General features: G+C 71.3%; 19 protein-coding genes. 13 read left to right on the forward strand and 6 right to left on the reverse strand.

The window, feature by feature from the left end; translation table 11 throughout:
* The first annotated feature begins 2 nt into the window (after positions 1-2).
* A complete protein-coding gene (gene serA / locus ACIBJG_RS17185) occupies positions 3-1,595 on the forward strand; it encodes a phosphoglycerate dehydrogenase (RefSeq protein ID WP_399308347.1) in 1,593 nt (530 codons plus the stop codon).
* 90 nt (positions 1,596-1,685) lie between these two features.
* A complete protein-coding gene (locus tag ACIBJG_RS17190) occupies positions 1,686-2,300 on the forward strand; it encodes a TetR/AcrR family transcriptional regulator (RefSeq protein ID WP_399308348.1) in 615 nt (204 codons plus the stop codon).
* A 42-nt stretch (positions 2,301-2,342) separates the two neighbouring features.
* Here the strand turns inward: ACIBJG_RS17190 and ACIBJG_RS17195 are convergent, their stop codons facing one another.
* Positions 2,343-3,485: a PucR family transcriptional regulator gene (locus tag ACIBJG_RS17195; RefSeq protein WP_399308349.1), complete on the reverse strand. Its 1,143-nt coding sequence runs from the start codon at positions 3,483-3,485 to the stop codon at positions 2,343-2,345.
* Positions 3,486-3,674: 189 nt separating this feature from the next.
* Here ACIBJG_RS17195 and ACIBJG_RS17200 point away from each other — a divergent pair, with 189 nt between their 5' ends.
* Positions 3,675-4,655 carry a proline dehydrogenase family protein gene (locus tag ACIBJG_RS17200; protein WP_399308350.1) on the forward strand — a complete coding sequence of 327 codons (981 nt, stop codon included), beginning with the start codon at positions 3,675-3,677 and terminating at the stop codon, positions 4,653-4,655.
* Between the two features lie 249 nt (positions 4,656-4,904).
* Entirely contained in the window at positions 4,905-6,536 is a 1,632-nt protein-coding gene (pruA, locus tag ACIBJG_RS17205) for an L-glutamate gamma-semialdehyde dehydrogenase (RefSeq protein ID WP_399308351.1), read from the forward strand.
* A 100-nt stretch (positions 6,537-6,636) separates the two neighbouring features.
* On the opposite strand, the gene ACIBJG_RS17210 is transcribed toward pruA, so the two are convergent.
* From ACIBJG_RS17210 to ACIBJG_RS17225, 4 genes are all read right to left on the reverse strand, one after another.
* Positions 6,637-7,842: a lysophospholipid acyltransferase family protein gene (locus tag ACIBJG_RS17210; RefSeq protein ID WP_399308352.1), complete on the reverse strand. Its 1,206-nt coding sequence runs from the start codon at positions 7,840-7,842 to the stop codon at positions 6,637-6,639.
* Entirely contained in the window at positions 7,842-8,702 is an 861-nt protein-coding gene (locus ACIBJG_RS17215) for a phosphatidate cytidylyltransferase (protein WP_399308353.1), read from the reverse strand. The genes ACIBJG_RS17210 and ACIBJG_RS17215 overlap by 1 nt, the downstream gene beginning before the upstream one ends.
* Positions 8,699-9,271, reverse strand: a complete 573-nt coding sequence (locus tag ACIBJG_RS17220) for a CDP-alcohol phosphatidyltransferase family protein (RefSeq protein ID WP_399308354.1) — start codon at positions 9,269-9,271, stop codon at positions 8,699-8,701. Before ACIBJG_RS17220 ends, ACIBJG_RS17215 begins: the two co-directional genes overlap by 4 nt.
* Before the next feature lie 94 nt (positions 9,272-9,365).
* Positions 9,366-10,376, reverse strand: a complete 1,011-nt coding sequence (locus ACIBJG_RS17225) for an NADP-dependent oxidoreductase (protein WP_399308355.1) — start codon at positions 10,374-10,376, stop codon at positions 9,366-9,368.
* 102 nt (positions 10,377-10,478) lie between these two features.
* Here ACIBJG_RS17225 and ACIBJG_RS17230 point away from each other — a divergent pair, with 102 nt between their 5' ends.
* Both ACIBJG_RS17230 and ACIBJG_RS17235 read left to right on the forward strand, forming a co-directional pair.
* Positions 10,479-11,363 (forward strand): LysR family transcriptional regulator, encoded by an 885-nt coding sequence (locus tag ACIBJG_RS17230; RefSeq protein ID WP_399308356.1) that lies wholly within the window; start codon positions 10,479-10,481, stop codon positions 11,361-11,363.
* Between the two features lie 260 nt (positions 11,364-11,623).
* A complete protein-coding gene (locus ACIBJG_RS17235; protein WP_261991728.1) occupies positions 11,624-11,755 on the forward strand; it encodes a hypothetical protein in 132 nt (43 codons plus the stop codon).
* A 28-nt stretch (positions 11,756-11,783) separates the two neighbouring features.
* Here ACIBJG_RS17235 and ACIBJG_RS17240 read toward each other — a convergent pair whose 3' ends face one another.
* Positions 11,784-13,349: a fibronectin type III domain-containing protein gene (locus ACIBJG_RS17240; protein WP_399308357.1), complete on the reverse strand. Its 1,566-nt coding sequence runs from the start codon at positions 13,347-13,349 to the stop codon at positions 11,784-11,786.
* A 130-nt stretch (positions 13,350-13,479) separates the two neighbouring features.
* On the opposite strand from ACIBJG_RS17240, the gene ACIBJG_RS17245 reads away from it, so the two are divergent.
* From ACIBJG_RS17245 to ACIBJG_RS17275, 7 genes are all read left to right on the forward strand, one after another.
* Positions 13,480-14,520, forward strand: a complete 1,041-nt coding sequence (locus tag ACIBJG_RS17245; protein WP_399308358.1) for a 3-isopropylmalate dehydrogenase — start codon at positions 13,480-13,482, stop codon at positions 14,518-14,520.
* A gap of 242 nt (positions 14,521-14,762) precedes the next feature.
* A complete protein-coding gene (locus tag ACIBJG_RS17250; protein ID WP_399308359.1) occupies positions 14,763-15,851 on the forward strand; it encodes a branched-chain amino acid aminotransferase in 1,089 nt (362 codons plus the stop codon).
* A gap of 150 nt (positions 15,852-16,001) precedes the next feature.
* Entirely contained in the window at positions 16,002-16,682 is a 681-nt protein-coding gene (gene ureA, locus ACIBJG_RS17255) for an urease subunit gamma (protein ID WP_399308360.1), read from the forward strand.
* Positions 16,679-18,367, forward strand: coding sequence for an urease subunit alpha (locus tag ACIBJG_RS17260; RefSeq protein ID WP_399308361.1), 1,689 nt, complete (start codon positions 16,679-16,681; stop codon positions 18,365-18,367). The genes ureA and ACIBJG_RS17260 overlap by 4 nt, the downstream gene beginning before the upstream one ends.
* Before the next feature lie 26 nt (positions 18,368-18,393).
* Positions 18,394-19,395, forward strand: a complete 1,002-nt coding sequence (locus tag ACIBJG_RS17265) for an agmatine/peptidylarginine deiminase (protein ID WP_399308553.1) — start codon at positions 18,394-18,396, stop codon at positions 19,393-19,395.
* A gap of 3 nt (positions 19,396-19,398) precedes the next feature.
* Complete coding sequence (locus ACIBJG_RS17270; protein WP_399308362.1) at positions 19,399-20,022, forward strand: TetR/AcrR family transcriptional regulator; 624 nt, start codon at positions 19,399-19,401, stop codon at positions 20,020-20,022.
* A gap of 81 nt (positions 20,023-20,103) precedes the next feature.
* The gene (locus ACIBJG_RS17275) at positions 20,104-21,435 is read left to right on the forward strand and encodes an MFS transporter (RefSeq protein WP_399308363.1); all 1,332 of its coding nucleotides are present in this window, start codon (positions 20,104-20,106) and stop codon (positions 21,433-21,435) included.
* The last annotated feature ends 252 nt before the right edge of the window (positions 21,436-21,687 follow it).

Below are 21,687 nucleotides of genomic sequence, written 5' to 3' on the forward strand. Positions count from 1 at the left end.
ACGTGAGCTCGAAACCTGTCGTACTCATCGCTGAAGAGCTGTCGCCCGCCACGGTGGACGCCCTGGGACCGGACTTCGAGATCCGGCACTGCAACGGCGCGGACCGCGCCGAGCTCCTCCCCGCGATCGTCGATGTCGACGCCATCCTGGTGCGCTCCGCCACCAAGGTCGACGCCGAGGCCATCGCCGCCGCGAAGAAGCTGAAGGTCGTCGCCCGCGCGGGCGTCGGTCTGGACAACGTCGACGTCTCCTCGGCCACCAAGGCCGGCGTGATGGTCGTGAACGCGCCGACCTCCAACATCGTCACCGCCGCCGAGCTCGCCTGCGGTCTGCTCGTCGCCACCGCGCGCAACATCCCCCAGGCCAACAGCGCGCTCAAGAACGGCGAGTGGAAGCGCTCGAAGTACACCGGCGTCGAGCTGAGCGAGAAGACCCTCGGCGTCGTCGGCCTCGGCCGCATCGGCGTCCTGGTCGCCCAGCGCATGTCGGCCTTCGGTATGAAGATCGTCGCGTACGACCCCTACGTCCAGCCCGCGCGGGCCGCGCAGATGGGCGTCAAGCTCCTCTCGCTGGACGAGCTGCTGGAGGTCTCCGACTTCATCACCGTGCACCTCCCCAAGACCCCGGAGACGCTCGGCCTGATCGGCGACGAGGCGCTGCACAAGGTGAAGCCCTCGGTGCGCATCGTCAACGCCGCGCGCGGCGGCATCGTCGACGAGGAGGCGCTCGCCTCCGCCCTCAAGGAGGGCCGCGTCGCCGGCGCCGGCCTCGACGTGTACACCAAGGAGCCCTGCACGGACTCCCCGCTGTTCCAGTTCGACCAGGTCGTCTGCACCCCGCACCTGGGCGCCTCCACGGACGAGGCCCAGGAGAAGGCCGGTATCGCGGTCGCCAGGTCGGTGCGCCTCGCGCTCGCCGGTGAGCTCGTGCCGGACGCGGTCAACGTCCAGGGCGGCGTCATCGCCGAGGACGTCCGCCCCGGACTGCCGCTCGCCGAGAAGCTCGGCCGGATCTTCACCGCGCTCGCGGGCGAGGTCGCGGCCCGTCTCGACGTCGAGGTGTACGGCGAGATCACCCAGCACGACGTGAAGGTGCTCGAACTCTCCGCGCTCAAGGGCGTCTTCGAGGACGTGGTCGACGAGACCGTGTCGTACGTGAACGCCCCGCTGTTCGCGCAGGAGCGCGGCGTCGAGGTCCGCCTCACCACCAGCTCCGAGTCGCCCGACCACCGCAACGTGGTCACCGTGCGCGGCACGCTGGCCGACGGCCAGGAAGTCGCGGTCTCCGGCACACTGGCCGGCCCCAAGCACCTCCAGAAGATCGTCGCGATCGGCGAGCACGACGTGGACCTGGCGCTCGCCGACCACATGGTCGTGCTCCGCTACGACGACCGCCCCGGCGTCGTCGGCGCGGTCGGCAAGATCCTCGGCGAGGCCGGGCTGAACATCGCGGGCATGCAGGTCTCCCGGGCCGACGTGGGCGGCGAGGCACTGGTCGTCCTCACCGTCGACGACGACGTCCCGGCGTCGGTGCTCACCGAGATCTCCTCGGAGATCGGCGCGGCCTCGGCCCGCTCGGTGAACCTCACCGGCTGAGATCTCCCCGGCACGGATCTCGGATCCTTGGTACCCGGTATGTAGACGTACGTCTTACACAAACGTCTGCATGCCGGGTACGCTGCTGTCATGGGACATCGTGAGGATCTGCTCGAAGGCGCCAAGCGCTGCCTGCTGGAGAAGGGGTACGCCCGGACGACGGCGCGCGACATCGTGGCGGCCTCGGGAACGAACCTCGCCTCCATCGGCTACCACTACGGCTCCAAGGAGGCCCTGCTCAACCTCGCCTTCCTCAAGGTGACGGAGGAGTGGGGCGATGTGCTGACGAAGGACGGCGACGCGGCCGAGGCCGCCCAGGACATACCCGCCGCCCCCCTCGACCAGTTCCGCGAGACCTGGGAGCGGGTGATCGGGAGCTACGAGCAGACCCGTGCCGTCTGGCAGCTCCAGATGGAGGTCATCTCGCGGATCGACTCCGACCCCGAGCTGAAGAAGGCCCTCGCCGGCCCGCAGCGCGAGGGCCGCAACGGACTGGTCGAGAACATGCTGGGCATCGACCCCGAGGCCGAACCCGAGAAGGCCCGGGTGGCCGGACTCTTCTGTCAGGCGCTGCTCGCGGGTGTCATGGTCCAGTGGCTGATGGACAGTGAGTCGGCGCCCTCCGCGCAGGACCTGACGGACGGGCTGAAGGCGGTGCTGGAGGGGCGGGTCGTCCACACCGAGGCCCCGGACGCACCTCACTGACCGAGGGGGCCGCCCGCAGTCCCGGCGTCGGGCGCGGCGGATTCAGAGCCGGGACGCCTTCAACGCCATGTGCAGCAGCAGCCGGTCCTCGCCGTCGTTCAGATCGAGGCCGGTGAGCTGCTGGACCCGGGAGAGGCGGTAGTACAGCGTCTGGCGGTGGATGCCCAGCTCGGCCGCGGTCCGGGACGCCTGGCCCGCGCAGTCGAGAAACACTTCGGCGGTACGGGCGAGGTCCCGGTGCGGCGGGGCGAGCAGCGGGCGGACCGTGTGGTCCGCCGGTGTGCCGGGGACGAGCGCGGTCAGCAGGCGGTACGGGCCGATGGCCGACCACTCGGCGACCGGGCCGAACCGCGTCTCCGCCGCTGCCGCCCGAGCCGCGGCCGAGGCCTCGTGCCACGCGTCGGCCAGCTCAGCCAGGCCGCGGCGGGGGACCGCGATCCCCGCCGTGGCGGCCGCCCCCGCGGTGGTGCGCAGCCGGCCGGCGGCGGTGAGCGCCGGATCCAGCACGTCGTGCGACCGGAGCCGGACGAGCGCGGCCAGAGCCGGACCCCCCGTACCGCCCGGGGAGGTCACGCCGGACAGGGCGGCCGCCGACGGTACCGTACGCGCCGACGGCGGGTCGTCCGGCCATGGGGCCACGCACACCACGGTGTGCAGCCCCTCCGCATCCGGGCCCAGCGCCTCGGTGAACGCGGCCACCGCCATGTCGCGCTGCCAGCCGCGCCCCGCCGTGAGCACCGCGCCGAACTCCCGGGACAGATCGGTGCCCGCCCGCGCCTCGTCGGAGAGCAGCGCCCCGATCCGGGTCGCCACGTCCATCGCCGCGTCGAGCTGCTGGTCGGTCGGCCCCGGGTCGGCGTCCAGCAGCCATACGTAGCCGAGCACGACACCCCGATGGCGTACGGGCAGACAGATCCGGCCCCGGTAGACACCGGCCTCAGGGGCGGCCGGGATGCGGACGGGGCCGGTGGCGCGGGTGATGCCGAAGTTCTCGAACCAGGCGCGGACCGCCGGGGTGGAGCGGCGGGTCAGGATCGAACGGGTGCGGACCGGGTCCATCGCCGTGTCGTCGTCGCTGTCGTGGGCTCCGAAGGCGACCAGGCCGAAGTCCCGGTTCTCCAGCGTCGCGGGGACGCCGAGCAGTGCGGAGATCTCGTCGACCAGCTCCTGGTAATCGCCCTTCACCCGGCCATTCTCGCACCCCTTCAGACATATGTCTGAGATCCAGGGCACGGATGCGTGACAGCTGTCGATGGCACAGGATCGGAGGGATCCTTAGATTTCACGGTGGTTCTCCGTGCTGTACCGCTTCTGTTCCCTATCGGGCACTTGTGGCGGTTCGGCCTTCGTTCGTACTTTCCGTGGAGGTGCCCCGTGCTGGGTCCCGTGATTCTCGCCGCGTCACGCAGCGACAAGATGCGCCGTTTCATCTCGGCAGCCCCGGGCACGAAGCAGGTCGTCGACCGGTTCATCGCCGGTGAGTCGGTCGAGCAGGTCGTCCCGATCATCGAGGACGCCACCGGCAAGGGCCTCGAAGTCACCCTCGACGTGGTCGGCGAGGACATCACCACCCCCGAGCAGGCCGCCGCCGCGCGCGACGCCTACCTGGAGCTCATCGGCCGCCTCAAGGAGCTCGGCCTGGGAACGAAGGCGGAGATGTCCGTCAAGCTCTCCATGTTCGGCCAGTCCCTCCCGTCGCCCGCCACCACCCTCAACGGAGAGCCCTTCGGGCTCGCCCCCGCATTCCCCGGGGGCCACGAGCTGGCCCTCGCCAACGTCCGCCCGGTCGTCGAGGCCGCCGCCGCGATCGGCACCACGGTCACCCTGGACGCCGAGGACCACACCACCCTCGACTCGATGTTCGCCATCCACGAGGAGCTGCGGAAGGACCACCCGCAGACCGGATGCGTCATCCAGGCCTACCTGTTCCGCACCGAGGATGACGCCCGCCGCCTGGCCGACGCCGGCAGCCGCGTGCGCATCGTCAAGGGCGCCTACAAGGAGCCCGCCTCCGTCGCGTACCAGGACAAGGCCGAGATCGACAAGGCGTACGTCCGCATCCTCAGGACGCTGATGGAGGGCGAGGGCTACCCGATGATCGGGTCCCACGACCCCCGCCTGATCGCCATCGCCCAGGAACTGGGCCGCAAGGCCGGCCGCAAGCTCGACGAGTACGAGTTCCAGATGCTGTACGGCATTCGCAGCGACGAGCACATCCGGCTCGCGGCCGAGGGCCACCGCATGCGTGTCTACACCGCGTACGGCACCGACTGGTACGGCTACTTCATGCGCCGCCTCGCGGAGAAGCCGGCCAACCTTCTGTTCTTCGGCCGCTCCATCCTCACCAAGGGGTGAGCGGCGGTTGTCGCCCCCCAGGCGCATCCTGGGAGGCGACAACCACCGCCCGCCGCCCGGCTGAGCCGGACCCGTTCCGCGCTGCCTCCCGAAGGAGCTACGGAAACACCGTGACTCCGCCCCTTGAGGCTTCTCAGTCACCCGCCGAAGCGAGCTTGTGACGGTCAAGCCCTGACCGCCGCGCAATATACGTACAGGACTTCAGTTCCTCCCGGCTGAGGTCGGCAATTCACTCGGAAGAGGTAACTCATGGACGCCGTGACCCAGGTCCCCGCCCCCGTCAATGAGCCGGTGCACAGCTACGCCCCCGGCTCCCCGGAGCGCGCCCGCCTGGAGGCGAAGCTCAAGGAGCTCAGCCAGAACCCGATCGACCTGCCGATGACCATCGGCGGGGAGAAGCGGATGGGTGGCGGTGAGCGCTTCGACGTCGTCCAGCCGCACAACCACAAGGCCGTCATCGGCACGTACGCCGGCGCCACCGAGCAGGACGCCCAGGACGCGGTCGACGCCGCCCTCGCCGCCGCCCCGGCCTGGCGCGCGATGGCCTTCGACGACCGCGCCGCCATCATCCTGCGCGCCGCCGAGCTGCTCTCCGGCCCCTGGCGCGAGACGCTGGCCGCCTCCACGATGCTCGGCCAGGGCAAGACCGCCCAGCAGGCCGAGATCGACTGCCCCTGTGAGCTCGTCGACTTCTGGCGCTTCAACGTGCACTACGCGCGCCAGATCCTGGCCGAGCAGCCCCCGGCTAACTCCGCCGGTGTGTGGAACCGCATGGACCACCGCCCGCTGGAGGGCTTCGTCTACGCGATCACGCCGTTCAACTTCTCGGCCATCGCGGCCAACCTGCCCACCGCCCCGGCCCTCATGGGCAACGTGGTGGTCTGGAAGCCGTCCCCGACCCAGACCCACGCCGCCGTGCTGCTGATGCAGCTCCTCGAGGAGGCCGGTCTGCCCAAGGGCGTCATCAACCTGGTGACCGGCGACGGCATCGCCGTCTCCGAGGTGGCCCTGAACCACCGCGACCTGGCCGGTATCCACTTCACCGGCTCGACCCCCACCTTCCAGCACCTGTGGAAGACGGTCGGCAACAACATCGCCAACTACCGCACCTACCCGCGGCTCGTCGGCGAGACCGGCGGCAAGGACTTCGTCGTCGCCCACCCGTCGGCCGACCACGCCGTCCTGAAGACCGCGCTGACCCGTGGATCCTTCGAGTACCAGGGCCAGAAGTGCTCGGCGTCCTCGCGCGCCTACGTCCCGGCCTCCATCTGGAACTCCGGTTTCAAGGAGAAGTTCGCGGCCGAGGTCGACTCCATCACCATGGGCGACGTCACCGATCTGTCGCACTTCATGGGCGCCGTCATCGACGACCGCTCGTTCGCGAAGAACAAGGCCGCCATCGACCGCGCCGCGGCCGACCCGGCGTGCACGATCATCGCGGGCGGCACGTACGACGACTCGGTGGGCTACTTCGTCCGCCCGACCGTCATCGAGTGCAGCGACCCCGAGAACGAGGTCTTCACGACCGAGTACTTCGGCCCGATCCTCGCGGTCCACGTCTACGAGGACGACAAGTTCGACGAGATGCTGGAGCAGATGGAGTCGGTCTCCGACTACGCCCTGACCGGTGCCGTCATCGCGAACGACCGAGCCGCGGCCGCGTACACGATGGAGAAGCTGCGGTACGCCGCGGGCAACTTCTACATCAACGACAAGTCGACCGGCGCCGTCGTCGGCCAGCAGCCGTTCGGCGGCGGCCGTGCCTCGGGTACGAACGACAAGGCGGGCGCCCCGCAGAACCTCCAGCGCTGGACCCTGACCCGGGCCATCAAGGAGACGCTGGTCCCGCCGACCGAGTACACCTACCCCCACCAGGGCTGACCGCCCAGGGGGCCGCCCTGGTGGCCCCCGCCCCGAACTCCGCCTCCCGACCGGTTCCCCTGCCGGCCGGGAGGCGGTTTCCATTTCCGCCCTCGGCGGTTCAGCCCCAGCCGTGCACGATCAGCGCCAGCCCCGCCGCGAACCCGCCGCCCAGCAGCACCAGGTAGTGGCCGTACCGGCGGCGGTGGCGGCGCAGCAGCAGGCCGAAGCCGGCGAAGGCCAGGCCCACCGTCAGCGTGCGGGAGCCCCGGGCCGCCGCCGACGCGGTGAGCCAGTCGAGCGCGGGGACGTCGGCGCGTCCCGCCTCGGCGCCGTACACCTTGAACGGGATGCCGTTCCACGGCTGGTGGCGCACGGCGGAGGCACCCTCCAGGGCCAGCTCGTGCCGGACCTCCGCCCGCATCCGGTCCGTCGTCAGCGGCGCCGGCAGGTGCACGCCGGCCGAGGCCAGGTGCAGCGCCAGCAGACCGCCCGCCAGGCTGCCGGCCAGTGCGCCCAGGGACATCTTCAGCGCCGCGCGCGGCACCGCCACGCACACGACGCCCAGCAGCAGCTCCGGCATCAGCGGCCAGCTCAGCGCCTCCGCGAACGCCCAGCAGAACGCCAGGGGCACACCCCAGCGCGAGGTGACGACCGCCGCGACCCTGCGGCGCGTCGCGGAGTCCCTCAGCGGCTCGGCGGACGTACGCGCATGCAGCGCCACCACCGCGTCGCGGGCCTCCTCCGGGGAGACGGCCGACGGCAGCGGTTCACCGATCGTCACCCGGACCAGCGACGAACGCAGGCGCCCGTGCTTGGGCAGCAACCGGTCCGTGCCCGCGATCCCGACCGGCACGACCGGCACCCCCGCCTCCTCGGCCAGGACCAGCGCGCCCCGGTGGAAGGAGCCCAGTGCGCCGTCCTTGGCCCGGGTGCCCTCGGGGAACAGCACGACCGCGCGGCCCGCCCGCAGTTCACCGGCCATCGTGAGCAGGTCCTCCATGCCGCCGCCGCCCCGCCGCACCGGGAAGCCGGCCGCGAGCCTGCGGCAGATCCGGCGCCGCCACGGGGAGGCGAACCAGTAGTCGGCCGCTGCCCCGATCGCCGGGCTGTGCCGGGCGTCGAGCGCCGCGAGGAGTGCCGCGGTGTCCGCGTGCGAGGAGTGGTTGGCGACCACCACACAGCCGCCGCGCGGCAGCCGGCCACGCCGCTCGACCCCGCCGGTGAGGCTCAGCACGCCCCACCACAGGCCGCGCCGGAGCGCGGCGGCGACACGGGAACGGCGCGGGAGCACGGCTCGGGCCGGGATGTTCAGGAGCGTACTCATCAGGTCATCACCGTCGCCAGGAGAAGGGCCACCAGCAGGGAGTCGATCCGGTCGAGCAGGCCGCCGAAGCCGGGCAGCCAGCTGCCCGCGTCCTTGACCCCCGACTCGCGCTTGACCATGGACTCGATCAGGTCGCCGAGTACACAGCCGCCGATCACGGCCGCCCACAGCGGGAGGCTGAACTCGCCGAGCACCAGCAGGAGTACGGCCGTCGCGACGGCCGCGCCGAGCACGCCCGCCCAGGTCTTGTTGGGGGAGAGCGGCGACAGCGGCCGGGCGAGCGCGCCGCGCCGGCCCAGCGCCGTGCCCCCGCACCAGGCGCCGACATCGCCGAGCGCCACCGCCAGGCCCACCGCCACAGCCGTGTCGCCGAGCGACACCAGACCGGTCAGCGCGACGGGGATCCACAGCAGCCCGAAGGCGGTGCGGGCCGTGCGGGTGAAGCCCGTCCGGTCGTCCCCGGCCAGCACCGACGGCAGCGCGGCCGCGACCAGCAGCAGCGCCGCCGCCCGCAGGTCCAGGAGGTGCGGAGCCAGCCAGGCCAGCGCCGGGAGGGCGACCGCGGCCGCCGCCAGCACCACGTGGTCGCCACGTCGCAGCCCCGCCATCCGGACGAACTCGCTCACAGCGATCACCCCGAGCCCGGCGGCCAGGGCGTACGCACCGCCGCCGCCCAGGAAGTACGCGCCCAGGAAGACCGGCGCGACCAGCGCCCAGGTCCGCCACCGCCTGCGCAGTTCGGCCCGCATCCGCACCTTCGAGGGAAGGACCGCGACCGCGACCCCGCCCGCCCCCAGCACACCCGCGACCAGCGGAACCGCCCGCGCGGCCGCCTCCTCGGCGATCAGTACGGCGCTCATGCCAGCTCCCTCCACAGCCCGGCCAGCCGGAGCGCCGCCGTGAGTAGCGAGCCGACGGCGATCACGATCAGTACCGGTACGCTCCAGCCGCTCGCCGCGGCGACCACGACCAGCAGGCAGCGTTCGGTCTTGCCGACCGGTCCGCCGTTGCGCCGGGGCGCACCGGCCGCGGCGCCGGCCAGCGACACCCAGGACGGCAGCGTCGCCGCGAGCGCGGTGACGGCCACCAGCCAGAGAGGGGCGAGGGCCAGGAAACCGGTCAGTACGACCAGGTCCGCGACCCGGTCGCCGAGCTCGTTGAGCACCGCACCGCGCTTGGTCGTGCGGCCCGTGTCGCGGGCCAGCGCCCCGTCCAGGTTGGCGAAGGCGAGCCGGGCCGCGAGAAGTGCGGCGACCGGCAGGGCGGCGGGGCCGGCGGGCAGCCAGGCCAGTGCGGCGGCCCCGCCGGCAGCGGCGACGACGCCGGCCGCGGTGAGGGTGTCGGGCGACACCTCACGGCGGACCAGCGAGGCGCGGACACCGGAGAGCCGGTTCGCGTACCAGGGCTTGAGAGCGTAGAGGCCGTTCATGGGTGCAACTGTCGTGCGTCGCACGCTTCTTCGACACGGGCCGGGTACTCAAATGGCGGCTGAGTACCCGGTGGGTGCGGCAGAGGCGTACCGCCTACTCGCCCGTACGGATCAGCATCTTGCCGGTGTTCTCGCCCCGTAGCATTCCCAGGAAGCCGTCCACGGTCCGCTCGAAGCCGTCGACGACGGTGACGTCCGGGGTGATCCGGCCGCTCTGCAGATGCGGGACGAGCAGTTCCTCCAACTCGGCCTGTGCGGCGGTGTGGTTGCGCACCATGACACCTTCGAGCCGCAGGCTCTTCTCCACCATGTCGAAGAGGTTGCGCGGGGCAGCCGGTGGCCGGCCCGCCGAGTGGTACTGGGCGATCGCGCCGACCCAGGCGATGCGGCCGTGCTCGCGGAGCGCCGATATCGCGGCCTCCAGATGGTCCCCGCCCACGTTGTCGACGGCGACGTCGATCCCGGCCGGGGCCGCCATCGCCAGCAGTTCGCCGACCGGCCCGTCGTGGTAGTCGAAGGCCGCGTCGAAGCCGAGGTCGCCCGTCAGCCGGGCGGCCTTCGCCGCCGAGCCCGCGCTGCCGACGATCCGGCCGGCGCCGAGGAGCCGGGCGATCCGGCCCACCGCGGTGCCGACCCCGCCCGCGGCGGCGGAGACGAACAGGTCCTGGCCCGCCTTGAACTCCAGCGTGCGGGTGAGCGCGACGTACGCGGTCAGCCCGGTCCCGCCGAGGATCGACAGGTACGCGGTCAGCGGCACCCCTTCGTACGACGGGAGCCTGCGGGTGCCGGGGGCCCCGGCCGTGACCAGGGCGTGGGTGCGCCAGCCGTGCCGGTGGAGGACCAGGTCGCCTTCGGTGAGGCCGGGGTCGCGGGAGGCGACGACCCGGCCGAGCGCGCGGCCCTCCAGCGGGGTGTTCAGCTCCCAGCCGCCGTCCATCTCCTCGCGGTGGTACGGGTCCACGGAGAGGAGGACGTTCTCGACGAGGGCCTCGCCCGGGCCGGGAACGGGAAGCGCGGTTTCGACCATGGAGAAGAGGTCAGGGGTGGGGAACCCCGAGGGGCGGGCGGTCAGGTGGAAGGTGCGGGCCGTGCGCGTCGTCGTCATGGCAGTGACCGTAGGAAGGAATCGATCGGCCCGGCAGGGGGTTGCGTCCATGGAAAGGCCGTTTCCATGAACGGTGTTCATGGCATGAGGGGGACTCACACGATGACCGATCTGACCCCGCACGAGCTGCGGATCATCGTCGCGGTCGAGAACACCGGCAGCTTCTCGAGTGCCGCGACGGCGCTGGACATGACGCAGTCTGCCGTCTCCCACGCGATCCGGACCAGCGAGGGCAGGATCGGGGCCGTGCTCTTCGACCGCGGCCGGAAGGGTGCCCGGCCCACGGCGGCGGGCACGAGCGCCGTCGCGCATGCCCGTCGTGTGCTGCGGCTGCTGGAGGTCATGGGCGCCGAGGCGCGCGCCGCGGCGGCCGGACCGGAGGGGTCCGGCGTTCTGGCGGGTCCCTTGCGCATCGCCGCCTTCCGCAGCGCGGCGCTCCATCTGCTGCCGCCCGCCCTGGAACGGCTCACGGCCCGCCACCCGGGGATCGAGCCGAGGGTGCGGGTGGTCCGGGAAGTGGGGCGGGGGACGGCGGGCGAGGTCCTGGACGGGCGCGCCGATCTGGGGATCGCGACGATCGGGGTGAGTTCCCCCGTACCGAAGGAACTGGTCGGGGGAGTGCTGCGGGAGGAGGAGTACGCGCTGGTGCACCCGGCCGGTCATCCGGCGCCCCGGACCCTCCCGCTGCTCGACTGGGCGGAGAGCTGCACCTCGTACACCCGCGAGTGGTGGGCCGCGCAGGACTGGATCCCGCGGGCGACGATGGAGGCGGAGGACGACGGAGCGGTGCTCTCGATGGTGTCCCGTGGTCTCGGTATGGCGATCATGCCGGAACTGTCACTCGAAGGAGCACCGGACACGGTCGCGATCACCGCTCTCGGACCGGAGCGGCCGACGCGCTCGGTGGGCTATGTCACCACCCCTGAGCTGGCACGATCGCTCTCCGTGCGGGCGCTCATCAGGGAGCTGAGAGTGAGCGCGGGGTGAGCGGGCGTAAACCTCCGTCTCAGATAGTAGGAAGTCCGAGTAATTGTGGAGACAGACCGGCGCGGCTGCCTTAGCTTTGTAGAAGCCGAACGTCTCGCTAGATCAAGCGACTGGCGGTCGTGAGCGCGCGCCCCCGAAGCAGGCAACCCCTGCGGCGCCTGCTCCCCGCCCCTTCCGGCACCTCGAAATCCCTGATCTCGACATCACGTTCACGATTTTTCGATCTCGAAATCCTCGCGATCTCAAGGAGTCGATCCACCATGGCCGAGACCACTGTCCGCCGCCGCGTCCGTCACACCCACCGCCCGACCGAGTCGGAGCGGCAGAACGCCGCCGCCGCCCTGCAGCGTGCACTCGACCGCAGGGACAACGGCGGCTCCACCGGTCACTGAACCGGGGGCGCCCTTCAGCCGGCCGCGCTCAGCCGCGGCTGATCTCGAAGTGGTCGATGCGCTCGCCGGACTCGGCGAGCGCGGTGACCTTCATCCGCGCGTTCTTCCCGGGCTCCACCTCCACAGCGAGGAACGAGAAGCCCGTGTAGCGCACCCGCGACCACTCCACGGTCTCGACGGCCTTACCGCCGCCCTTGACCACGTGGTACGTGTCCACGCTCTCGAGGTCGGTGACGTGACCCTCGTAGCTGTCGGGCGCCGGGAAGTTGTACAGCGCCTTGCCCGCGCCGCCCGCCGTGACGTACACGATGCCGTCCCGCGTCGGGTCGGTGCGCTCACCGATCGGCACCTCGCGCTGCACCGCGTTCCTCAGGATCGCGTCGGTGCGCTCGTAGACGTGGTTGTGCCCGTTGATGACCAGGTCCACCTGGTGCTTCTCGAAGAGCGGTACCCAGGCGTCCCGCACCCCGCCGTCCGAGGCGTGCGCGTTGGTCGTGGAGAAGGCGCAGTGGTGGAAGAAGACCACCAGGAAATCGATGTCGTGGCGCGCCCGCAGCTCGCCCAGGCGCCGGTCCAGCCAGCGCGTCTGCTTGCCGCCGCTGATGCCGAAGTTGGCGGGGATCTCGTACGAGACGTCGTTCGCGTCGAGCGCGATCACGCCGACGTTGCCGTGCACGAAGGAGTACGCCCCGGGCTGGTTCACCGGGTCCGGCCCGTTGTCCGGCAGGGTCCAGCGGGCGTTCTGGCCGCCGTAGCCGTCGGGCGAGTACCAGGCCTCCATGTCGTGGTTGCCGGTCGTCACCATCCACGGCACGGTCTTGGAGACCGTCTCGGTCTGCGCCAGGAACTGGTCCCAGGTGCGCGCGTCATAGGTGTCGCTGGTCTGGCCGGAGCCCGACGGGTCGGCGTAGCAGATGTCGCCCGCGTGCAGGTGGAAGGCGGGGTTCTGGCCCAGGATCAGCTGGTCGTTGCCGAGCGCGTGGTAGCTGACGCCCTGGTCGCCGAAGGCGGTGAAGGTGAACTTCCCGGCGCGCGAGGGCGCGGTGGTGAAGGTGCCGAGCGTGCCGAGGTTGCGGGTGTCGGCCGGGTCGAAGCCGTCGTGGCCGACGCCGTAGTAGTACGTGGTGCCGGGCTTCAGCCGCTCCAGGGCCGCGTGCACGTAGTACTGCTCGGCGGCCGCGATCTTCCCGTCGTTCAGCAGCGGCGTGGTGAGGTGGCGCACCTCGGCGTCGATCTTCCGGCTCAGCGCCCACGGCTTGAGGCCGATGCGGATGTACGGGCGGCGCACCGCGAAGGGGACCTGCCAGGAGACCGTCATCCGCGTCTTCGGGTCGGAGCCGTAGGCCAGGTGCCGGCCGAACGGCGCGACGAGCGAACCGTCCACCCGGGTGGTGCTGTGCGAAGTGAGCACCGACGGTGCCGCGTTCGCGGGGGAGGAGACGAGCGAGGTGCCGAGGCCGGCCACGGCGGCGGTCGCCACGCCCGTACGCAGCACGCCGCGTCGCGTCAGCCGGGTGCGCAGGTAGTCGTGCTGCTCGGCCATGCTCATGCGGTCGGCGAGCTTCTCGGGGATTCCGAAACGGGGGATGTCCATGGGCGACAACCTCCACCCGTTCCCTGACGCCATTCCGTCGGGTAGGTGAACGGTACACGTACAGCTCCCCATGTGTCCGTATAGTGGACGCGACATGTCATGGGGTGGGACGCGCAGTATCGTGCCGGACATGGCTCCCAGCATCAATCTCGCAGTGATCCCCGGCGACGGTATCGGCCAGGAGGTCGTGACCCAGGGGCTCAAGGTCCTCAACGCTGTTCTCCCGCAGGATGTGAAGCTGGAGACCAAGGAGTACGACCTCGGCGCCCAGCGCTGGCACCGCACCGGTGAAACCCTCCCGGACGCGGAGCTGGAGGCCCTCAAGGGTCACGACGCCATCCTGCTCGGTGCGATCGGCGACCCGTCCGTGCCCTCCGGCGTTCTGGAGCGCGGGCTGCTGCTGAAGCTGCGCTTCGCCTTCGACCACTTCATCAACCTGCGGCCGTCGAAGCTGTTCCCGAACACGGCGACCCCGCTGGCCGGCAGCCCGGAGATCGACTTCGTCGTCGTCCGTGAGGGCACCGAGGGTCCGTACACCGGCAACGGCGGTTCGCTGCGCACCGGTACGGAGCACGAGGTCGCCACCGAGGTCAGCCTCAACACGGCCTTCGGCGTCGAGCGCGTCGTCCGCGACGCCTTCGAGCGGGCCGCCGCCCGCCCGCGCAAGAAGCTGACGCTGGTCCACAAGAACAACGTCCTCGTCTACGCGGGCCACCTGTGGAAGAACACCTTCGACAAGGTCGCGGCCGAGTACCCCCAGGTCACCACCGACTACCTGCACGTCGACGCCGCGACGATCTTCTTCGTCACGCAGCCGGAGCGCTTCGACGTCATCGTCACCGACAACCTCTTCGGCGACATCCTCACCGACCTCGCCGCCGCCATCTCCGGCGGCATCGGTCTGGCCGCCTCCGGCAACATCAACCCGACGGGCGCCTTCCCGTCGATGTTCGAGCCGGTCCACGGCACTGCCCCCGACATCGCGGGCCAGGGCAAGGCCGACCCGACCGCCACGATCCTCTCCGTCGCCCTCCTGCTGCGCCACCTCGGCTACGAGGCCGAGGCCGTGCGCATCGAGGACGCCGTCTCCGCCGACCTCGCGGAGCGCGACGGTACGGCCCGCAGCACCGACGAGATCGGCGACGCGCTCGCGGTACGCGTAGCGGGCTGATCCGACGACTCCCTTACGAAGCCGCCGGGTCGCACACGCACCCGGCGGCTTCTCCTGTGCGGCCCCGGGTGTCACCATCGAACCCTGGACCGCATTCACGCCATTTCGTGCACGGCCTCCCACGAGAGATAATCGAACGGGACCGTGGCCTGCCGCGAAGCTCGGACGTCCTAGCACCTGTCCGACAGGAGCTGACGTGAGCGTGGTCCTACACACACAAAACCGGTGAAGGACACGCACTCATGACGACGCCCACGATCGAGCTCAAGCCCTCCTCGAACCCGCTGTCCGACGCGGAGCGCGAGGCGATCCTGGTCAAGCCCGGCTTCGGCCGCCACTTCACCGATCACATGGTGACGATCAAGTGGACCGAAGGCCGCGGCTGGCACGACGCCCAGCTCGTCCCGTACGCGCCGCTGTCGATCGACCCCGCCAACATGACGCTGCACTACGGCCAGGAGATCTTCGAGGGGCTCAAGGCCTACCGCCAGCCCGACGGCACGGTCGCCACCTTCCGCCCCGAGGCCAACGCCGAGCGCTTCCAGTCGTCCGCCCGCCGCCTCGCCATGCCGGAGCTGCCCGTCGAGACGTTCGTCGCTGCCTGCGACGCGCTCGTCCAGCAGGACGCGGCCTGGGTCCCGGCCCACGGCGGCGAGGAGTCGCTGTACCTGCGCCCGTTCATGATCGCGACCGAGGTCGGGCTCGGCGTCCGGCCCGCCAACGAGTACCTCTTCCTGGTCATCGCCTCGCCGGCCGGCGCGTACTTCCCCGGTGGTGTGAAGCCCGTCTCCATCTGGCTCTCCGAGGACCGCGTCCGCGCCGTCCCCGGCGGCATGGGCGACGCCAAGACCGGCGGCAACTACGCCGCGTCCCTCCTCGCCCAGGCCGAGGCCGCCGCCAAGGGCTGCGACCAGGTCGCCTACCTCGACGCCGTCGAGCACAGGTGGGTCGAGGAGCTCGGCGGGATGAACCTGTACTTCGTGTACGGGAACAAGATCGTCACCCCCGCCCTGACCGGCTCCCTGCTCGCGGGCATCACCCGTGACTCGCTGCTCAGGCTCGCCGCGGACCTCGGCTACGAGCCCGAGGAGAGCCGCGTCTCCATCGACCAGTGGCGCGACGACAGCGCGAACGGCACCCTCACCGAGGTCTTCGCCTGCGGCACCGCCGCCGTCATCACCCCCGTCGGCACCGTGAAGAGCGCGGGCGGCAAGTGGACCGAGGGCGACGGCACGCCGGGCCCGGTCACCCTCCGGCTGCGCGAGCGCCTGCTGGACATCCAGCGCGGCGTCGCCGAGGACACCCACGGCTGGATGCACCCGCTCGGCTAGCCGATCCACGTACCCGCAGAAGGCCGCGTCCGCAGGGCGCGGCCTTTTTGTGCGGGAAGACTTGGAGTGTCACTCGAACCCAACTGCCAAGGGTTCCGTTTCTGCATGCCCCCTGGTTAGAGTGCTGCTCTAACCAGGAGGTGCGACGACGTGCGACTGACCCCGACCGAGCGCGACCGGCTGCTGCTCTTCGGCGCCGCCGAACTGGCCCGCGCCCGCCGGGCCCGCGGCCTGAGGCTCAACGTCCCCGAGGCCACCGCCCTGATCGCGGACACCGTCTGCGAGGCCGCCCGCGACGGGCGCCGGCTCGCCGAGGCGATCGAGGCGGCGCGTCGGGTGCTGGGCCCGGACGACGTGCTGCCCGGGGTCGCCGACGTCGTCACCGAGGTCCATGTGGAGGCCGTCTTCGACGACGGATCGCGGCTCGCCGTGGTCTCCCGGCCCCTGGGCGCAGGCCTCGGCGACGAAGCGCCCGGCGCGATCGTGCCGGGCCCCGCCACACCGGAGCCCGAGCCCGCGGTACGGCTGGGCGTCCGGAACACCGCGACCGTCCCGGTCTCCGTGACCTCGCACTTCCACTTCTTCGAGGCCAACCCGCGGCTCGACTTCGACCGGGCGGCGGGGTACGGGATGCGGCTGTCCGTACCCGCGGGCTCCTCCGTCCGCTTCGGGCCGGGGGAGCACGTCGAGGTGGGCCTCGTACCCATCGGCGGCGACCGTGTCGCGATCGGCTTCGCCGGGCTGGTCGACGGCCCCCTCGACGAACCCGGCGCCCGCGAGGAAGCGCTGCGACGCGCGGCCGCCTGCGGATACCTGGGGGCCGCACGATGAGCATCGACCCGTACGAGTACGCCGCCGTGCACGGCCCGCGAGCCGGCGACCGGGTCCGGCTCGGCGACTCCGGGCTGACCGTCAGGGTCGAGTCCGACGCCCAGAAGCCCGGCGACGAGTTCCTCGCCGGATTCGGCAAGACCGCCCGCGACGGCCTCCACCTCAAGGCCGCCGCCGTCCGGGAGACCTGCGACGTGGTGATCAGCAACGTACTGGTCATCGACGCCGTGCAGGGCGTCCGCAAGGTGTCGATCGGCATCCGCGAGGGCCGGATCTCCGCGATCGGCAGAGCCGGGAACCCGGACACCCTCGACGGGGTGGACGTCGTCGTCGGCACGGGCACCTCCATCGTGTCCGGCGAGGGCATGATCGCCACCGCCGGTGCCGTCGACACCCATGTCCACCTGCTCTCGCCGCGGATCATGGAGGCCTCGCTCGCCTCCGGCGTCACCACGGTCATCGGCCAGGAGTTCGGCCCCGTCTGGGGCGTCGGCGTCAACTCGCCGTGGGCCCTGCGCCACGCCTTCAACGCCTTCGACGCCTGGCCGGTCAACATCGGCTTCCTGGGCCGCGGTTCCTCCTCCCACGAGGCGCCGCTCGTCGAGGCGCTCGCCGAGGGCGGGGCCTGCGGCTTCAAGGTCCACGAGGACATGGGCGCCCACACCCGCGCCCTGGACACCGCGCTGCGCGTCGCCGAGGAGTACGACGTCCAGGTGGCCCTGCACAGCGACGGGCTGAACGAATGCCTGTCGGTCGAGGACACCCTGAGCGTCCTGGAGGGGCGCACCATCCACGCCTTCCACATCGAGGGCTGCGGCGGCGGACACGTCCCCAACGTCCTGAAGATGGCCGGCGTGCCGAACGTCATCGGCTCCTCGACCAACCCGACCCTGCCCTTCGGCCGGGACGCGGTCGCCGAGCACTACGGGATGATCGTCTCCGTACACGACCTGAAAACGGACCTGCCGGGCGACGCCGCCATGGCCCGCGACCGGATCAGAGCCGGCACGATGGGCGCCGAGGACGTGCTGCACGACCTCGGGGCTATCGGCATCACCTCCTCCGACGCCCAGGGCATGGGTCGGGCCGGCGAGACAGTCCGCCGCACCTTCGCCATGGCCGGGAAGATGAAGGCCGAACTCGGCCCGATGGAGGGCGACGGGCCGGGCGACGACAACGCCCGGGTGCTGCGCTACATGGCCAAGCTCACCATCAACCCCGCCATCGCCCACGGCCTCGCGCACGAGATCGGCTCCATCGAGACCGGGAAGCTCGCCGACATCGTGCTGTGGCGGCCCGAGTTCTTCGGCGCGAAGCCGCAACTGGTCCTCAAGTCCGGCTTCCCCGCCTACGGCGTCACCGGCGACCCCAGCGCCGCCACCGACACCTGCGAACCCCTCGTCCTCGGCCCGCAGTTCGGCGCGTACGGGGCGACCGCCGCCGATCTCTCGGTCGCCTTCGTCTCGCAGGCCGCCACCCAGCTGGGGGCGGACGCCATGCCGACCCGCAGACGACGCGTCGGCGTCCGGGGTACACGCGGCATCGGCCCCGCCGACCTGCGCCTCAACTCCCGTACCGGAACGGTCGACGTGGACGGACGCAGCGGTCTCGTCACCCTGGACGGTGACCCGCTCAGCTCCGCACCCGCCGACTCGGTCTCCCTCAACCGGCTCTACTTCCTGTAAGGACCCGTGCTCCCGTGACCTTCCGCATGCCGCCCGAATGGGCCCCGCACGAACGCACCTGGATGGCCTGGCCCGGCCCCAACCCCACCTTCGCCTCCGCCGCCGAACTCGACGAGGCCAGTAGCGCCTGGGCCGCCGTCGCCCACGCCGTCCGCCGCTTCGAACCCGTCACGATGGTCGTCGGCCCCGGCCAGGAGGAGGGTGCCCGCGCCCTGCTCGGCCCGGAGATCGAGCTGGCGGTGCGCCCGCTCGACGACGCCTGGATGCGCGACATCGGCCCCACCTTCGTCACCGACGGCCACGAACTGGCCGCAGTCGACTGGACCTTCAACGGCTGGGGCGCCCAGGACTGGGCCCGCTGGGACCACGACCGGCACATCGCCCGCTCCGTCGCCGAACTCGCCGGAGTCCCCGTGCACAGCTCGCCGCTCGTCAACGAGGGCGGCGCGATCCACGTCGACGGCGAGGGCACCGTCCTGCTCACGGAGACCGTCCAGCTCGGCAGGGAACGCAACCCCGGCTGGAGCCGCGCGGACGTCGAGGCCGAGGTCCACGCGCGCCTCGGCACCCGGAAGGCCATCTGGCTGCCCCGCGGCCTGTCCGGCGACTACGGCACGTACGGCACGCTCGGCCATGTCGACATCGTCGCCGCCTTCGCCCGCCCCGGCACCGTCGTCGTCCACGTCCAGCCGGACCCGACCCACCCGGACCACGAGATCAGCCGGGAGACCGTCCGCATCCTGCGCGCCGCCACCGACGCGAAGGGGCGGCCGCTGGAGGTCGTGGAGGTCCTGGCGCCCACCGTGCTGCGGGCCGGCGGGGAGTGGGTCGACTACTCCTACATCAACCACTACCTCTGCAACGGCGGGGTCGTCCTGTGCGCCTTCGGCGACCCGCGCGACGAGCTCGCCGCCGGGATTTTCCGCCGCCTCTTCCCCGGCCGTACGGTGACACTCGTCGACGCCCGCGCGATCTTCGCCGGGGGCGGCGGCATCCACTGCATCACCCAGCAACAGCCCAAGGTCTGAACCGTGCCCTCCGCCCCGCGCAGCCGCAACACCGCCCCGCCCCGTGAGGACGTGCTCGCCGCCGTCATGGCCACCGTCGCCGAACGCGGCCTCGACGGCCTCACGATGGCCGCTCTCGGCCGGGAGGTCGGCATGAGCAGCGGCCACCTCCTCTACTACTTCCGCACCAAGGACGAACTGCTGCTCCAGACCCTCGAATGGAGCGAGAGCCGGCTCGGGGCCGAGCGGCACCGGCTGCTGTCCCGGCCGACGACGGTCCGCGAACGCCTCGACGCGTACATCGCCCTCTACCTCCCCGCCGGTCACCGCGACCCGCACTGGACGCTCTGGCTGGAGGTCTGGAACCGCTCGCGCGGCGCCGCCGACGACGCACGCGCCCGGCAGGCCGCGATCGAGGCGGCATGGCACCGCGACCTGGTGGCACTGCTCGCCGAGGGCGGCTCGCGCGGGGAGTTCCACCGGGTCGACGCCGAGCGCTTCGCCACCCGGCTGCGGGCCCTGCTGGACGGCTTCAGCGTCCATGTGGCGGTCGGCCTCCCCGGCACATCCCGGGACCAAGTCCTGCAAAGTGCCGCCGAGTTCATCGACGAGACGCTGACCGCTCCCACGGGTCTCACCCTTCCGTGAACGCAACGCACGTAAGTACGCGCGATCGTTGCGCCCTGCACCCTTGTTGGGGTTCCGGTGGTTCGGGCACGGTGGCCGACCATGGGACGAGAGCAGTGGAAGAAAATCTGGGTCGGCTCGGCCGGCAACATGGTCGAGTGGTTCGACTGGTTCGTGTACGCGACCTTCGCGGTGTACTTCGCGGATTCGTTCTTCCCCGAAGGCAACGAGACCGCCAACCTCATGAACACCATGGGCATCTTCGCCGTCGGCTTCTTCATGCGGCCGGTCGGCGGCTGGCTGCTCGGCAGGATCGGTGACCGCAAGGGCCGCAAGGCCGCGCTCACCCTGACCGTCACCCTCATGTCGGCCTCCGCGGTCCTCATCGCGATCGCCCCGACCTACGACGTCGCCGGGTACGGCGGCGTCGCCGTGCTGATGGTGGCCCGGCTGCTCCAGGGACTGTCCGTCGGCGGTGAGTACGCGGCCAGCGCCACCTACCTCACCGAGGCCTCCGCGCCCGAGAAGCGCGGCTTCGCCTCCAGCTTCCAGTACGTGTCCATGACCGCCGGACAGCTCGTCGGTCTCGGCCTCCAGATCCTCCTGCAGCGCAACATGTCCGAGGCGGCGCTGCACAGCTGGGGCTGGCGCATCCCGTTCGTCGTCGGCGCGCTCGGCGCGGGCATCGTCTTCTACCTGCGCCGCTCCATGCTGGAGACCGAGGTGTACGCGGAGTCCGGCGCCGCCGAGCAGCAGGACCGCGGCACGATGAAGGTGCTGTGGCAGCACCGGCGCGAGGCGTTCCTCGTGATGGCGCTGACCATGGGCGGGACCGTCGCCTACTACACGTACACGACCTACCTCACGAAGTTCCTCTCCAAGAGCGCCGGCATGGAGAAGTCCACCGCCTCGCTCGTCAGCTTCTGCGCGCTGTTCGTCTTCATGTGCATCCAGCCGCTGGCCGGGATGCTGTCCGACCGGATCGGCCGCCGTCCGCTGCTCATCACCTTCGCGATCGGCTCGACCTTCCTGACCGTGCCGATCATGACGATGCTGCGGCACGCGGACACCTTCTGGCCCGCCCTCGGCCTCGCGCTGCTCGCGCTGGTCGTGATCACCGGCTACACCTCCATCAACGCCTGCGTGAAGGCCGAGCTCTTCCCGACCGGCATCCGCGCCCTGGGCGTCGGACTCTCGTACGCCGTCGCCAACGCGCTCTTCGGCGGCACCGCCGAGTACGTGGCGCTGTGGTTCAAGAACGCCGGCGCCGAGTCCGGCTTCTACTGGTACGTGGCCGGGTGCGCCGCGGTCTCGCTGGTCGTCTACCTGACGATGCGCGAGACCCGGGACATCGACCTGAACCGGGTCGCCGCCGTGCGGGCCGGGGAGAAGGCGTCGCCGGCCGGAGCGACGAGCGTCACGCCCGCATCCTGAGACGGGGCGGGGCACGGAAGCGGTCCTGTGCCAGACTGCTTCCGTGTCCTCGTTCGTCATGATTATTGGCAACAGGCGCGCCGGTCCGCAGTGATCGTCCCGTACCACCACGTACGGCACGGCCATCGTGCCCCAGACCCGCGCGCAGACCTCTCGCACCCGCGAGGGGTTTTTTGTTTTCCGGCCCTCACCACCGGCCGGGACGAGGCACGCGGGATGATGGGGGCAAGTGGAGTCAGATCGTCCGGATCC

This window comes from Streptomyces sp. NPDC050422 (assembly GCF_044458665.1).
Lineage (GTDB): Bacteria > Actinomycetota > Actinomycetes > Streptomycetales > Streptomycetaceae > Streptomyces.

What these genes read in the sequence shown, in the direction of transcription:
- ACIBJG_RS17190 (WP_399308348.1), top strand. Translation starts at nt 1,686, where the DNA reads ATGGGACATCGTGAGGATCTGCTCGAAGGCGCCAAGCGCTGCCTGCTG.
- pruA (WP_399308351.1), top strand. Translation starts at nt 4,905, where the DNA reads ATGGACGCCGTGACCCAGGTCCCCGCCCCCGTCAATGAGCCGGTGCAC.
- ACIBJG_RS17210 (WP_399308352.1), bottom strand. Translation starts at nt 7,842, where the DNA reads ATGAGTACGCTCCTGAACATCCCGGCCCGAGCCGTGCTCCCGCGCCGT.
- ACIBJG_RS17215 (WP_399308353.1), bottom strand. Translation starts at nt 8,702, where the DNA reads ATGAGCGCCGTACTGATCGCCGAGGAGGCGGCCGCGCGGGCGGTTCCG.
- ACIBJG_RS17220 (WP_399308354.1), bottom strand. Translation starts at nt 9,271, where the DNA reads ATGAACGGCCTCTACGCTCTCAAGCCCTGGTACGCGAACCGGCTCTCC.
- ACIBJG_RS17225 (WP_399308355.1), bottom strand. Translation starts at nt 10,376, where the DNA reads ATGACGACGACGCGCACGGCCCGCACCTTCCACCTGACCGCCCGCCCC.
- ACIBJG_RS17230 (WP_399308356.1), top strand. Translation starts at nt 10,479, where the DNA reads ATGACCGATCTGACCCCGCACGAGCTGCGGATCATCGTCGCGGTCGAG.
- ACIBJG_RS17235 (WP_261991728.1), top strand. Translation starts at nt 11,624, where the DNA reads ATGGCCGAGACCACTGTCCGCCGCCGCGTCCGTCACACCCACCGCCCG.
- ACIBJG_RS17240 (WP_399308357.1), bottom strand. Translation starts at nt 13,349, where the DNA reads ATGGACATCCCCCGTTTCGGAATCCCCGAGAAGCTCGCCGACCGCATG.
- ACIBJG_RS17245 (WP_399308358.1), top strand. Translation starts at nt 13,480, where the DNA reads ATGGCTCCCAGCATCAATCTCGCAGTGATCCCCGGCGACGGTATCGGC.
- ACIBJG_RS17250 (WP_399308359.1), top strand. Translation starts at nt 14,763, where the DNA reads ATGACGACGCCCACGATCGAGCTCAAGCCCTCCTCGAACCCGCTGTCC.
- ACIBJG_RS17260 (WP_399308361.1), top strand. Translation starts at nt 16,679, where the DNA reads ATGAGCATCGACCCGTACGAGTACGCCGCCGTGCACGGCCCGCGAGCC.
- ACIBJG_RS17265 (WP_399308553.1), top strand. Translation starts at nt 18,394, where the DNA reads ATGCCGCCCGAATGGGCCCCGCACGAACGCACCTGGATGGCCTGGCCC.
- ACIBJG_RS17275 (WP_399308363.1), top strand. Translation starts at nt 20,104, where the DNA reads ATGGGACGAGAGCAGTGGAAGAAAATCTGGGTCGGCTCGGCCGGCAAC.